Genomic DNA, 14,539 nt, shown 5'->3' on the forward strand with positions numbered 1-14,539 from the left:
CTATCCTCCCATCTCAACGAAACAGGGAGAGACAAGATGCGTTTGGCGTTGTGCATAATTCTCTGGATGGGAATCCAAGCTGTCGCTGCAGACGAAGTTTCGACTGCGCAGCCACAGGGGCTACGGAGTCATACTCCATCCACATTCCTCTTAAAAAATGCTCACGTCGTTGTCCGACCGGGCGTGAAACTCGACAACGCGGACATCTTGATTCGTGATCGGAAGATTTCGGTTGTCGGTGCAGACCTTGTGGCTCCTGCCGAAGCTCAAGTCATCGATTGCTCCGAAAAAACTATCTATGCCGGATTTGTTGACGCTTACGTCGAGCAAAGTGTTTCGACAGAACCGATCGAGAGTGGTGCCCCGTATTGGAACGAAGCGATTCGGCCGCAGCTGCGAGTCGCACGACAGCTAGGCGTCAATTCCCTGAATCAATCGACTCGGCGAAAACAAGGCTTCACCACGGTCCTGGCTGCTCCGGAGGGAGGGATTCTGAAAGGGTCCGGCTCCGTCATTCTTCTCACAGGAAACTCCGCCAGCGAAGCGATTCTTCGACCTGACGTCACGCAGCACATCAAGCTGACGGTGCAGCGAGGACGCGGACGATCACCGAATTCTCCAATGGGTGCCGTTGCGCTCGCACGACAGGCTTTCTACGACGCGAAGTGGTACGACTCCGCCTGGTCCGTCGCAAAGGAGGATCCCACTCTTCAGCGACCGGAACAAAACGATGCGCTCGAAGCTCTTAATCTTGATCTCGCCGACGATCGCCTTTTCATCGCAGACACAACGAACGAATTGATGTTCCTGCGAGCCGATCGTTTCGCGAGAGAATTCGGTCTGGAGCTGGCAGTCCTTGGCAGTGGCAATGAATACCGCAGACTGAATGAAATCGCCGCGACGGGACGGCCTGTCATTCTTCCCGTCGACTATCCCAAACCGCCGAACGTCGGAACAATCGAAACGGCGATGAACGCATCTCTTGAAGACCTGATGCACTGGGATCTTGCTCCGGAGAACCCGGCGCGCCTCGAAACATCGGGGGTCACATTCGCCTTCACAACCGACGGGCTCGATTCACCCTCCAAGTTTCTCGAAGGACTTCGAACAGCCGTCGAGCGAGGATTAACACGAGACAGAGCGCTGTCAGCACTGACGGTAATCCCTGCAGAGTTGTTCGGTGTGGATGAACAAATTGGGACCATTGAGCAAGGGAAGCTGGCGAGTCTCGTGATCACCGATGGAGACCTGTTCGAGAAGAAATCGAACGTTGTCGAGACATGGGTTGCCGGACAACGCTTCGAATTCGATCGACCGTCTGACCGCGAAGTCGTCGGGGAATGGACTCTCAGTCTTGTTGATTCCTCCAATGTCGAAGATGTTGAGCAATGGAACCTCTCGATCAGTGAACGCAAAGGAAAACTCAGCGGGGAATTGACTCGACCTGAAGAAAAGGAAGAAGCTTCCGATGATCAAGAAAGCGAATCGGACACAGACACTCCTTCGCAAGACAAGACCGAAGAAATCTCTGACGACGATCCAAACGCAACCCTCGACGACGAAGACTCCGACGATTCGTCTCAGGAAGAGAGTGACAACAAGAAGACAATCAAACTGACCAAACTTGTTCTGAATGGAACCCGCTTGAGCGGAACGTTCCCGAGCCACGACGATCCGACGCCGGGAATTGTCCGTTGGACAATGGTCATCGATAAAGACGGAAACACCGGATCCGGACAAATCCTGTATCCTGATGCCACTAAGAAAAGTTTCACCGGAGAGCGATCACCCAAGCAAGACAACGCTTCGGAAGATGAAGACGACGAGGCTGAAGAGTCCGACGACTCAGAAGAAGCCAAGCCTTCCTCGTTCGCGGTCAACTACCCGCTTGGCTCCTATGGAGTCGATGAAGTCCTTTCCACAACGGAACGAGTCGCACTGGTCGGCGCGACCATTTGGACGTCTGGCCCGGAAGGGATCATCGAAAACGGAACCCTTCTCATCGACGATGGGAAAGTCGTCGCAGTTGGAACTGATGTCCCGATCGATCGAAACACTCGAACGATCGATGCTTCGGGAATGCACATCACTCCCGGGCTGATCGATTGTCACTCCCATATGGCAACTGATGGCGGAATCAATGAAAGTGGACAGGCAATCACAGCTGAAGTCCGCATCGGAGATTTCATCGATTGTGACGACATCAACATCTATCGCCAGTTGGCCGGTGGGGTCACAACTTCCAACATCCTGCATGGCTCCGCAAATCCCATCGGAGGGCAGAATCAAGTCATCAAACTGCGATGGGGAATGAACGACGAACAACTCAAATTCCGCGAAGCTCCTGCAGGAATCAAATTCGCCCTCGGCGAGAACGTCAAGCAAAGCAACTGGGGTGACGATCACACATCGCGGTACCCACAAACACGGATGGGTGTCGAGCAAATCTTCATCGACGAGTTTCGTGCAGCTCAGGAATACGCTGAACGACAAGAACAATACCGTCGCGACCGAGAAGGAATTCCGCCGCTTCGCGATCTTGAACTCGATGCAATTGCTGAAATCCTCGCGGGGGACCGATGGATTCACTGCCACAGCTATCGTCAGGATGAAATTCTGGCTTTCATTCGTGTTCTCGATCCGTTCGATGTCACAATCGGAACGTTTCAGCACATCCTCGAAGGCTATAAAGTTGCGGACGCAATGGCCGAACATGGAGCAATGGGCTCTGCGTTCTCCGACTGGTGGGCCTACAAGTTCGAAGTGTACGACGCGATCCCTTACGCTGGCGCACTGATGCACGAAGCAGGCGTTGTGGTCTCGTTCAACTCTGACGATCGAGAACTCGCCCGGCACCTGAACACCGAGGCTGCCAAAGCGATCAAGTACGGAGGACTCAGCCCGGAAGAGGCTCTGAAATTCGTCACTCTCAACCCCGCCAAACAGCTTCGGATCGACGAATACGTCGGTTCGCTGGAACCTGGAAAACATGCGGACTTCGTTGTCTGGTCCGGCTCGCCACTCTCAACGATGGCCCGCTGCGAACAGACATGGATCGATGGCCATCAGTATTTCGACTACACACAGAGTCAGGTCGTTTCCGCACGAAACGAATTCATGCGAAACTCCTTGATTCAGAAGATTCTGAAATCGGGACACGACATGAAAGACCCTGACGCGGGACCGGATGACCCGGAACAACTCTGGCCACGCGACGACATGTTCTGTGGAGTTCATGGCTTTCAGGAATAGATTGTTCTCCGGTTCCTGATCGCGTTATTCGCTCAAATTTGCGTCATGCTATGAAACGAAATTTAATGATCCGAATCCGACCTTTCCTATGTGCTGGTGTCGCGGCAGTTCTCTCTGTGTCAGTGGCATTGCGGGCATCGGACGAGATTCCCGGCGGCCCTCAACAGAGCCCGATCGCGCTCATCGGAGCGGATCTCTACCCGGTGAGTCAGCCTCCCATTCCGAACGGAGTGATTCTCTTCGAGAAGGGAAAAATCACCGCCGTCGGTCCCGCGAGAGAAATCGCGATTCCCGCAAACACACAAAGAATTTCGCTCGCCGGAAAACGAATCTATCCCAGCTTGATCGAGTCGCATTCGATTCTGGGACTTGTTGAGATCCCGGCAGTCCGGGCCAGTCGAGACCAGCGCGAGACCGGCTCCATCAATCCCAATGTTCGCGCCGCAGCAGCTGTGAATCCTGACAGCGAATTGATTCCCGTGGCACGCGCGAATGGCGTTCTTCTGGCATTGTCTGCTCCGGAAGGTGGATTCGTTTCCGGGCAAGCGTCGATGCTTCAACTGGATGGCTGGACGAGTGAAGATCTCGCGTTGGAACCATCTGTTGGAATGATTGTGAATTGGCCGAGTGTCAAAAACGACCTCAAGGAAAGCTCCAACGATCACGACCGGGTTGACGAACTTCGTGAGCTGCTTGATGAAGCCCGAGCCTATCGAGCCGGAAGAATCAGCGACCGAAGTCGACAGCAGACAGACCTCAAACTGGAGGCGCTGCGTCCGGTCATCGATCGGCAGATTCCGATTCTCGTCTGGGCGGATTCCGCTTCCGTCATTCAATCGGCTGTTGCTTTCGCCCTTGAACAGAACATCCGAATCGTCATCCTCGGCGGATATGACGCTCCGGTTTGTGCGGACCTCTTGAAGAAACACAAAGTTCCCGTCGTTATCTCAGCAGTCTATCGACTTCCGCGGCGACGGAACGACCCATTCGACTCCGCCTATACGTTGCCCGCAAGACTTCACGAAGCAGGTGTTTCGTTTGCCATCTCAGGAAGTGCCTCTTCACGAAGTTCTTCAAACTCGAGAAATTTGCCGTATCATGCGGGAGTCGCAGTGGCGTATGGACTTCCCGAAGATGAGGCATTGAAAGCAATTACGCTGTCTCCGGCGGAGATTTTCGGCATCGAAGATCGCGTCGGATCACTCGACGTCGGAAAAGATGCGACGCTCATTGTGACCGATGGTGACCCACTTGAAACTCCAACAAGCGTTACCCATGCGTGGATTCAAGGTCGTTCGGTGGAGCTCACAAGCCGCCACACCCGGCTTTACGAAAAGTATCAGCAAAAATACCGACAGCTCGGAAACCAGTAGAACGGGGGATTTACTGGTCATCGCTTTACGATGATTCCGTTGGCGCGTACTATCCGCCGTCTTTAACAACTCTCTGTGTGTAAGGACGGTGGACGGATGTCTGTCTTGCTGCAACTTGTCAAAGGCGAGAAGAGCTACGGCGACCAGATGCTTCTGGATCAGGCGGATGTCACGCTGTACGAAAACGTCAAAGTCGGTTTCGTCGGTCGAAACGGTGCCGGAAAATCGACGCTCCTCCGGGTTCTTCTCGGCGAAGAAGATCTGGACAGCGGAGAAATCATTCGCAGCCCGGATCTAAGAATCGGCTATCTGCGTCAGCACGATCCCTTTCAACCCGGCGAATCCGCGATGGATTTTCTCCTTCGCGATTCAGGGCAGCCCGACTGGAAGTGCGGAGCCGTCGCTGGGCAGTTTGAACTCAAGGGCGATTATCTCGAAGGCCCCATCTCGGCACTGTCCGGAGGATGGCAAACACGCGTCAAGCTGGCAGCCCTTCTGCTTCACGAACCGAATTTGCTCGTTCTGGATGAACCGACGAACTTCCTCGACCTTCGAACTCAAATTCTTCTTGAACACTTCTTGCGCGGGTTCAATCAGGCGTGTTTGATCGTCTCTCACGATCGATCATTCCTCAGCCAAACGTGTTCAGAAACCCTCGAACTCTCTCGAGGGAAACTGACGATGTATCCCGGCCAAATTGAAGCGTTTCTGGAATACAGACAGGAACGCAAAGAGCACGACGAGCGAATCAACGCAGCTGTCGAAGCGAAGCAGAAACAGCTTCAGCGATTTATCGACAAGAATCGTGCGCGTGCGAGCACGGCATCTCAAGCCAAATCGAAAAGCAAGCAACTCGAACGGCTTCAACTCGTCGACATCGCTGCCGAGGAAGCGGTCGCGCACATTCGCGTCCCGTCTGTGGAACCCCGAAAGGGCCCTGCTGTTCGATGTGAAGGAATGGCCATCGGCTATCCGAACAATACCGTCGCCAAAGACATCACTCTTGAAATCGAACACGGCGAACGAGCTGCGATCGTCGGGGATAACGGACAAGGAAAAACGACGCTTCTGCGAACGCTCGTCGAGTCACTCAAACCAGTCGAGGGAGAAGTTCGCTGGGGCTATGGGTGCGAGATCGGCACCTATGCACAACACGTTTACTCGTCACTTCCGCCCGATCAAACGGTCGTTGAGTATCTCGACTACGTCGCCAAGCCCGGCACCACAACGCAAGAACTGCTAGCCGGTGCGGGAGCGATGCTCTTTCGCGGAGGACATACGAAGAAAAAGGTCTCCGTCCTGTCAGGAGGCGAGAGAGCCCGTCTCTGTCTCGCCGGTTTGCTTCTCGGGACTTACAACATTCTCGTTCTCGATGAACCGGGAAACCATCTGGATGTTGAGACAATTGAATCGCTTCTCGACGCACTCGCCGATTATGAGGGAACCGTGATTTTCACGAGCCACGATCGGCACTTCATGAAGCGGCTCGCGACGTCGGTGATCGAAGTCCGCGACGGTCATGTTCGTAACTACGGAGGCGATTACGAGTCTTATCTTTATGCGGTCAATATAGAAATTGACGATGGAGAACGGGAGCGAAATTCAAGAGCAAAGTCTTCTCCCGGAGTTGAGCAAGCTGCGCAACCGACGCGGACTCAGGCTGACTGGAAAGAAGAGAAGAAACTTCAACGCGAGATTTCCAAGCTCGAAAAAACGATCGCACGACTTGATGATCGCAAGCGTGAACTCAACGACAAACTGGCCAATACCCCCGACGCTTCAGAAGCGATGAAAGTTCACGAAGAACTGACCGAGGTTCAAACCCAACTTACAGAAGCGGAAGACCGCTGGCTGGAACTTCAAAGCGAATAACAACTCGGGAAGTAATCACACCCCGAGAAGTTCTGTCTCTGTTCTTTAAGCGCTGGGCCCCGCTTTGAGAATGGGGATGAGCTTGTCGAATTCGGAGCGAAGCTGATCACTGAGAGTTTTTGCGCGACTCGAATCTTTGCTTTTCGCAGACTCCTCAAGCGAGAGGAGCGTCTCCGCGGGAACAACTGCTCCGATGCTCAACAGGGTCCCCTTGAGCGTATGGGCATTCCTGCTGAGACTGTCAAAATCATCGGTCTCAATGCTGCTTCGGATGCCTTCAAGAAGCGGCGGATACTCTTGCAGAAAAGCGTCCAGAACTGTTTCCAGCAGTTCTAAATCACCAGCGACATTCTCGAGAGCCACAGACCAGTCGTAATTCACCCACGGGTCATTGGCTGTTGATTCGGAGTGGACGTGCGGTGCCGATGTTGAACCTTTCGGCGAGTTCATGATCGATTGCAGTTTCTCTCGAAGCTCACCAACCCGCACGGGTTTCGAAAGATAATCATCCATCCCGGCAGCAAGACACTTCTCGCGGTCCCCAGACATTGCGTGCGCGGTCATCGCAATGATCGGAAGATGTTCTGCGTCGTTTTCAAGTGCTCGGATTTGCTGAGTCGCTTTGAGGCCATCCAGATCCGGCATCTGAATGTCCATGAGAATCACATCGAATTCGCCTGCTTTCCACTTCTCGACAGCTTCAATTCCCGTTTCCGCAACGGTCACCTCGCAGTTGAGCTTGCTGAGAATCCCGACCGCCAACTTCTGATTGACGAGATTGTCCTCCGCCAGAAGGACGCGGCATCCCTCAAATTGCTCGACATCGGAAGCTGTTTCCACTATGTCGTTCATCCCGGACGATGGCTGTACTCCCAGTGCTCGAACGATCTCTTCAAAAACTTCTGACTGCTTGACCGGCTTCATCATCTTGGCGCTGATGTTGAGTTCCCGTCGACGTTCTGTGTCACCGGGGCGTCCTCCGGAAGTGAGCATAAGAAGTGGCAGCGACTGGAACCGTTCTTCCTTTCGAACCCATTCCGCGAAATCGAATCCGGATGCTTCGGGCATGTTCACATCAAGAAGAACTGCTTGAATCGGACGGTCTGTTTCAGCCGCGCTGCGAATGGCATCAAGGGCCGCTTTCGCCGAATTCACAGCCTCCGGTTCGACACCCCAGTTCGAGAGCATTTCCGTCAGGATTCGGCGATTGGTGGCATTGTCGTCGACAATCAGAACCCGAGCGCCCTCAATCTCGGAAACATCGGGCAACGTACTTGAGCCTTCGGAATGGTCGATTTCCAACTGCGCGGAAAACGTGAAGGTGCTTCCGGTCCCGGGTTCGCTTTGAACCGAAATCTCCCCGTTCATGAGCTGGACAAGCCGAGACGAAATCGCCAGCCCGAGACCGGTTCCGCCGTATGTTCGCGTTGTGGAAGAATCCGCTTGTTGAAACTCATCAAAGACGAGTGCCTGCTTGTCTTCCGGAATTCCGATCCCCGTATCACGGACGGAAATTTGTAGAGTGATGGTCTCCTGCGTCGACTCGATCGCTTCAATTGTCAGGACAACTTCGCCCTCTGATGTAAACTTGATCGCGTTCCCGACGAGATTCACGATCACCTGCCTCAATCGACCGACATCCCCGATCAGGGCCGACGGAATCTTCGGGTCAATCGAATACGCCAACTCGATGCCCTTGGCGTGTGCCCGCAGCGCGAGTGAACGAAGTGTGTTCCCGATGCTTTGATGAAGATCGAACGAGCTACGATCCAGCTCGAGATGCCCAGCTTCGATTTTTGAAAAGTCGAGAATGTCATTAAGAAGACTTAATAGCGACTCCCCAGATTCTTGAACGATCTTCAAGTATTCCCGTTGAGACCGATCGAGACTGGTATCGAGCAGTAATTCCGTCATCCCAATGATCGCGTTCATTGGTGTTCGAATCTCATGACTCATGTTGGCGAGAAAGTCGCTCTTGGCTTTGCTTGCCAGGTTCGCCGAATCACGAGCTTGCTGTAATTCGTCCTGAGTCTTTTTGAGTTCCGTGATATCTCTGGAAATCCCGAACGTCCCGACGATCTCGCCCGTGCTGTCTCGAAGTGGCATTTTCGTAGTCGAGACCCACGTATCTTCCCGCTCTGGCCATGTTTCCTTTTCAATGCGAGCGACCATGGGAATCCCCGTGGCCATGATCTTTGCTTCATCTGCGAGCGCCTGACGGGCGTGCTCTTCAGTAAAGATGTCTGCGTCGGTCAGACCAATCGCGTCATCCGCCGAGGCAATTCCAAACTTGCGTGCTTGAGCCGAACTCATCCGAATAAAGCGGCTGGCCCGGTCCTTAAAATAAATCGCGTCGGGAATGTTATCCATCAGCGACGACATTAAAGAGCGTTCATGATCAAGTGCCTCTTCGGTGCGATTCAGTTTCGACACATCCCAGAAAACGATCTGCACTCCGACAACTGTCTGATCCGGGGCACGAAGCGGAGTTTTAATCCGTTCGATCCAATAGCGTTCCCCATCTGCATTGAGGTGTTTCTCCACCGCCCAGGAGCGTTCTCCCGACGACATAACCTGTTGGTCGTCCTCACTGAACTCGCGTGCGAGATCTTCTGGGAAAAGGTCGAAGTCGGTTTTTCCCTGAATCTCCTCGAGCGTCATCTCGTGCAATTTGAGATACGCCGGGTTTCCATAAACTCTGCGTCCGGATCGGTCTTTGATGAGAATGTGGAATGGCAAGCTGTCCAGCAGGGTCCGATAAGCGATCCAGCTTTGCACGTTCGGCCCCTGAGACGCGTCACCCTCGGGGCTCCATATCCATTGCAGTGATGTCTCGGGATCTGAAGAGGAACTCTCATCCGACATAATCAACAGGGCCTGCAAGAGCGTGATTCAAGTTGTTTCGACGAACTCGTGCGATCCATCCAGTTGATCTCCCGAGCCAAAGAGTTCAGGCGTACTTACAAAACCGAGCAGTTGCTCCCGACTCTTCCATGACCTGACTCCCGTGTCACTTTGCTGTTTCATCTTATCAGAGTAGGTATGACGCTGAGTACAGGAATTCTCGGGATTCAATGAACTCCTCCCAGCAATTGTTCTCTCTGAATGATCTCTGCATTGTTGAAAACATCTCTGGAGTCTGAGATGAGAATGCGCTAAAATCTGGTGATGAGTGATTCCCCACGAACGAATGTGTTGTTGGAAGTGGCAAAGCTGTCGCTTCGGATTGGACGCAAGTATGTCGAGCCGTATTCGCATGCGAAGAGGAAGCATATCCCACTGGCATCCCGATCGGCATTGATAGAGGATCGTGTTGATCACTTCCCGCACGTCCACAGTTTGTGGTCGCCCGCCTTTCTTGCTGCGGCGGGGCTTCGGAAGAATCATTTCGACCATCTCCCACTGAAGGTCAGTCAGGTCACTTGGGTACGCTTTTCGAATCGCCTCGGACACCGTGCACTCCTTTGCGTTGATGAACCGCAAAGTGTGAACAAAACCAGACTTTCAAAAAACCTCAGTTTCCGGATAGCCTCTTAGTTGAGGATACTGAGGAACCCAGCATACGTTGTCACTACTAACTGTTTACCATCCGGGCTGATGTCGATGTCACCAACACTCGATCCGATGAAGTGTTGCCAGCGGAAGTTGCCCATGAGGTCGAATGCCCTCAAATATCCACTCGCATCTCCAATAATGAACTCGTCACCACGAGAGACTGCGGCATACACCCGAGAGCCTTCTTCAAGGACGGTACATCGGTTGTCGGTTTCGTAAGGCTCGGTTTCGAGTCCGGGCAGTAATTCGGTTGGCACACCGACAGTTTCACCGTTGTAAAAGTGGCACGAGCTGAGAGCGACCATCGAACTGTCAGCACTAAATACAGCGTAGTGTGGGTACTCGCTGAGATGTCCGATTTCGCCAACAATCTCAAGCGTATTGACGTCGAAGATATAGTGCAGACTCGACTGCTGACCTGCTGCAATCCACTTTCCGTTCGGTGACAAGGAGCCGTGCTCCATTGAAAGGTCGTACGACAGTGGATCGTCGGGGTAGTCCTTCCGCAGCCACTCGAAATGTTCCCGCAATTGTTCCTTAGTTGGAAGGAGCCGGTCTGCTCGTTCATGTCCAAGCACAAAAACACCTTCTGGACTGACGAGTAGCACTTTCTCGCCGCTGTCGAACGGGCAAAGTGTTGTGATTGTTGGAGTCCCTGAAATTGCCTCGACCGTAAATTCGCTGGGTACGCCCTCTTTGCCTGATGGCCAAGGCAGTCTGACGGACTCAGGACCGTCCAAACCTTGACGAATCGAAACTCCAGACTTAGTGGCCAATGCAAAGAAACGGCGATTCGGCGAAATACCAACTGAGATGACTTCTGGTCCGAGCTCTGAAATCTCCCTATCATCGATCACAATGACACGCCCTGCTTCCCATGGAGACCCAATTCTTGTCACGATCCGTCCGTCATCTAGCAGAATGACAAACGGCAAGCTCTGTCCGTTTTCTTCAAGCATGTCGATGAACGGGCCATGTGCTCGTGGAAATCGCTCGTGCAATCCCTCCACATCCCCCACGTCATTTGCCCTGCGAATGGCAGACAATACTGCCGACGCCAATGGTTGCCGGGTATCCGTTGGCTCGTCTTCTCCTTCGAGGTTCTCCCAGCCTTCACGCTGACCACGTTCAATGAAAGCGTTCAGTGCAACGAATTCCTGCCCTGTCCGCGTGTGAAAACAGCAATTCGGGATACGTGGCATGAAAGAATCCCCTCGATTCGAACGGGACTACACAACTCAGAATCGGTAGTTGGCTCAAAACGGGTTTGCCACACTTCAGAAAAGGACAGCACAAATCGTGCTACAACAACACGTTACAGAAAATCAATCGGCCCTCAAAAAGCAATGCGGTTGAGAGGATTCGAACCTCCACGTCCTTATCGGACACAAGAACCTGAATCTTGCGCGTCTGCCAGTTCCGCCACAACCGCAATGGGTGGAAAGTTTAGTCGAACAATGGTTTCGGTCAACCGTGTGACTTGAACCTGTTCGGAATGAACGGGGCTGCGGGAACTTTTTCTTTCTGGGGCGTTCTGCGAGACTATGGTTTCTCCATCTTTTGATTGCAGTGATTTGCTTGGGCGAAAGCTGTGATTATTGTAAGAAGCGGGTGCTGAGATCCCATGAATTCGGTTTATTGAAGAAACTTTCCGGACTGGAAGGTCACGTTGGCGAGGAACGATGTCAGAAACTGGGGATTCTCCGCAACCGAGGCGAAAACGAAAGCGTGAACCGGGTCATCGTCGCACGCCACGTTCGATCGAGCGAATCCGCGTTTATCGTCAGGCTGACTGGAAACGGGTTTCTCAAAATCTGACTGCGAGTCTCCCGGGCGTTGCTTTCAGTGTGGCCTTCCATCTGATTCTGCTCGTCGCTTTGGCCTGGATCATTATTCGGCTTCCGGTTGAACCTCCGAGCGTGATCGAATTGGGATGGTCAACACGGGTCGACAAGCAAGATGTCGAGGAATCGGAGGCGGCAACAACTCCGATTGCCATCCCGTCTGTGACGTTGCAATCGAATGGAAACGAGCGGAATTCGGAAGCTGAGACGAACTCTTCGAACGAAAACACCGAACGCGATTCGAGTGAAAGATCTGAAACGCCGGCGGAATTGCGACTCGTCCCGGTATCGCAAGTGCTCGATCTTCGGACTCGTTTTTCGGGATCGAGTGGGGCTGATGGGTCTTCGGATGATTCTCTCTTTCAGGCGATTGATTCTGCAATTGGGTGGATGGCGCGACAGCAAGCTTCCGACGGGTCTTGGGATTTGCGTGGTCCCTATCCGGATGGAGGATCAATTGAAACTCGAACCGGGGCAACGGCTCTCGCTTTGCTCACGTTTCTCGGCTGCGGTCAGACACATCAATCCGGGGAGCATCAAGATGTTGTCGCCCGTGGGCTGATGTGGCTTCAGGACATCCAGCGAGCTGATGGAAACCTCTTCGACATTGAAGAACAGGGACGGGAAGCACATTTTTATGCCCACTCACAAGCGACGATCGTGCTTTGCGAAGCTTTGGCACTGACTGGAGATGAATCACTCCGTGAGCCAGCAACACAGGCTGTCAACTATCTCGTCAAAGCACAGAACCCGAAGCTGGGAGGTTGGCGGTATCGCCCGTTGACTGAGGATGGAATTGGAGATCTCTCGGTGACGGGGTGGGCATTGATGGCTCTTCATTCCGCTCGAGTTGCTGAGATCCCGGTGGGGTTCGAAACATTTCTGCTGGCGGAGCAGTTCTTGAACTCGGTTCAGGAGTCACCTCATTCGGAGTCGTTCTATCGCTATCGTCCCGACTTTCCCGCCGAAGAATCTCAACGGTTGTCGATGACCGCCGAAGGACTTCTGTGTCGACAATGGTTGGGATGGCCGTCTGACTATCCTCCATTGAGAATTGGAGTGCGGAGGCTGGTTGCTTTAAAGAACGAGCCTCAATGGACACATCGGCGTCGCAATGTTTATGCGTGGTACTACGTTGCACAAGTTCTGCATAATCTCGACTCGAAGGAATGGGACGACTGGTTCAGCATGACGAGCAGATTCATCGTCGAGAACCAAACATCGTCGGGACCACAGCGAGGAAGCTGGAATCCGAATCGCCCGTTGGGGGCATTTCAGGAGAGAAGCCAGGATGCAGGACGATTGTACCTGACAGCGATGTGCACTCTCATCCTCGAAACGCCCATTCGACACCGGCCTCTTTATTCCACGTCGGAAGAATGAATCAAAGAGCCTGTAAACAAAGGCATGCCCCTTCGTGATTGCTTCAATTCACTCGAGCTGACATCTCGCTGGCCTGACAACGCAGTTCAAGCGAGTTGTGTCTGTTACCGGGAAATCGAGTCGTGACTCGACATCCGCTCCTCAATTCGATTCAATTTTCTGAGCAGGGTTGTCAGGTCTTCTGTGATGACTCGCTGGAAATGACGAATCGGATCTTGAATCCTTTGGCGATAAGTGCTCACTCGTTTGAAAACGGTTTACCTCATGAAATCATTCACTCTGCTCGCGTTGACGCTGACGTGCCTTTCTTTCGCTTCTGTTCAAGGTGCGGAAGTTTCGTCGAATCGACATCAAGTCATTGCTGCCGACAAAGGTCAGATTGTCCGTTTTGACGAATCCGGGAAAGCTGTCTGGAAGTGCGACAAGGTTCGATCTGTTCATCGCATTCAACAGCTGGAGAATGGAAACGTGATCGTCCAGCAGGGGTGGGGCAAGATCGTCGAAATTGATCCCTCGGGCGAAATTGTCTGGGAATACAATGCTGCCAACAGCAATGGGAACAAAGGCAAAAAGCTGGAAGTCCACGCGTTCCAACGTCTCGAAAACGGCAACACCATGATTGTCGAAAACGGAATCGGCCGCGTCATCGAAGTCGATGCGAACGGGAAGCTGGTTCATCAATTCAATTACAAGGTCAAGGAACTTCATCCGCACAGAGATGTTCGGCAAGCTCATAAGTTGAGCAATGGAAACTATCTGGTTTGCCATGAAGCTGACGGGCGAGTCACCGAATACACCGCGGATGGGGAAATCGTCTGGGACTACCAGGTTCCGCTTTTCGGAAAAGAGCCGGCAAACGGTCACGGTCCAGAAGCGTTCGGAAATCAGGTTTTCAATGCTTTGAGACTTCCCAACGGAAACACTCTGATCGCGACGGGGAACGGACACAGTGTGCTGGAGGTGTCTCCCGAGAAAAAGATCCTCTGGGAGATTCATCAGAACGATCTTTCGGGAATTACTCTCGCCTGGGTGACCTCACTGGAAGTGCTTCCGAATGGAAACATAATCATCGGCAACTGCCATGCTGGCCCGGAAAACCCGCAACTCATTGAAGTCAATCGCGACAAAGAAGTGGTCTGGACGTTTCGTGACTTCGAAAACCTCGGAAACGCGACAGCTGCATCAGCTACGGTTGGAGGAATCGGCAAAGTGCTGCGGTAGACGAAAGAAGAAGTCGCCGACCTGTTGCTCTTTGGTTTG

General features: G+C 53.0%; 8 protein-coding genes and 1 tRNA gene. 5 read left to right on the top strand and 4 right to left on the bottom strand.

Translation table 11 applies throughout. The features are described from left to right. Window positions 1–36 precede the first annotated feature (36 nt). The 3 genes from KOR42_RS10525 to KOR42_RS10535 all read left to right on the top strand — a co-directional run bounded on the left by KOR42_RS10525 (window position 37) and on the right by KOR42_RS10535 (window position 6,497). A complete protein-coding gene (locus KOR42_RS10525) occupies window positions 37–3,252 on the top strand; it encodes an amidohydrolase family protein (protein ID WP_146509490.1) in 3,216 nt (1,071 codons plus the stop codon). Between the two features lie 65 nt (window positions 3,253–3,317). After that, window positions 3,318–4,625 (top strand): amidohydrolase family protein, encoded by a 1,308-nt coding sequence (locus tag KOR42_RS10530; RefSeq protein WP_197441046.1) that lies wholly within the window; start codon window positions 3,318–3,320, stop codon window positions 4,623–4,625. Between the two features lie 96 nt (window positions 4,626–4,721). Continuing rightward, window positions 4,722–6,497 carry an ABC-F family ATP-binding cassette domain-containing protein gene (locus KOR42_RS10535; protein ID WP_146509494.1) on the top strand — a complete coding sequence of 592 codons (1,776 nt, stop codon included), beginning with the start codon at window positions 4,722–4,724 and terminating at the stop codon, window positions 6,495–6,497. A 45-nt stretch (window positions 6,498–6,542) separates the two neighbouring features. Here the strand turns inward: KOR42_RS10535 and KOR42_RS10540 are convergent, their stop codons facing one another. The 4 genes from KOR42_RS10540 to KOR42_RS10555 form a co-directional block, all read right to left on the bottom strand. Next, window positions 6,543–9,275 carry a response regulator gene (locus KOR42_RS10540; protein ID WP_231740844.1) on the bottom strand — a complete coding sequence of 911 codons (2,733 nt, stop codon included), beginning with the start codon at window positions 9,273–9,275 and terminating at the stop codon, window positions 6,543–6,545. Window positions 9,276–9,389: 114 nt separating this feature from the next. Then, on the bottom strand, window positions 9,390–9,950 hold the full coding sequence (locus KOR42_RS26555; RefSeq protein WP_197441047.1) for a transposase: 561 nt from the start codon (window positions 9,948–9,950) through the stop codon (window positions 9,390–9,392). Between the two features lie 80 nt (window positions 9,951–10,030). Continuing rightward, window positions 10,031–11,254 carry a WD40 repeat domain-containing protein gene (locus tag KOR42_RS10550; protein WP_146509498.1) on the bottom strand — a complete coding sequence of 408 codons (1,224 nt, stop codon included), beginning with the start codon at window positions 11,252–11,254 and terminating at the stop codon, window positions 10,031–10,033. A 145-nt stretch (window positions 11,255–11,399) separates the two neighbouring features. Then, window positions 11,400–11,484 (bottom strand) — tRNA-Leu (locus KOR42_RS10555). A gap of 250 nt (window positions 11,485–11,734) precedes the next feature. On the opposite strand from KOR42_RS10555, the gene KOR42_RS10560 reads away from it, so the two are divergent. Then, the gene (locus tag KOR42_RS10560) at window positions 11,735–13,279 is read left to right on the top strand and encodes a prenyltransferase/squalene oxidase repeat-containing protein (RefSeq protein ID WP_146509500.1); all 1,545 of its coding nucleotides are present in this window, start codon (window positions 11,735–11,737) and stop codon (window positions 13,277–13,279) included. Between the two features lie 264 nt (window positions 13,280–13,543). Continuing rightward, a complete protein-coding gene (locus KOR42_RS10565; protein WP_146509502.1) occupies window positions 13,544–14,500 on the top strand; it encodes a beta-propeller domain-containing protein in 957 nt (318 codons plus the stop codon). The last annotated feature ends 39 nt before the right edge of the window (window positions 14,501–14,539 follow it).

The organism is Thalassoglobus neptunius (assembly GCF_007859735.1).
Classification (GTDB): Bacteria; Planctomycetota; Planctomycetia; order Planctomycetales; family Planctomycetaceae; genus Thalassoglobus; species Thalassoglobus neptunius.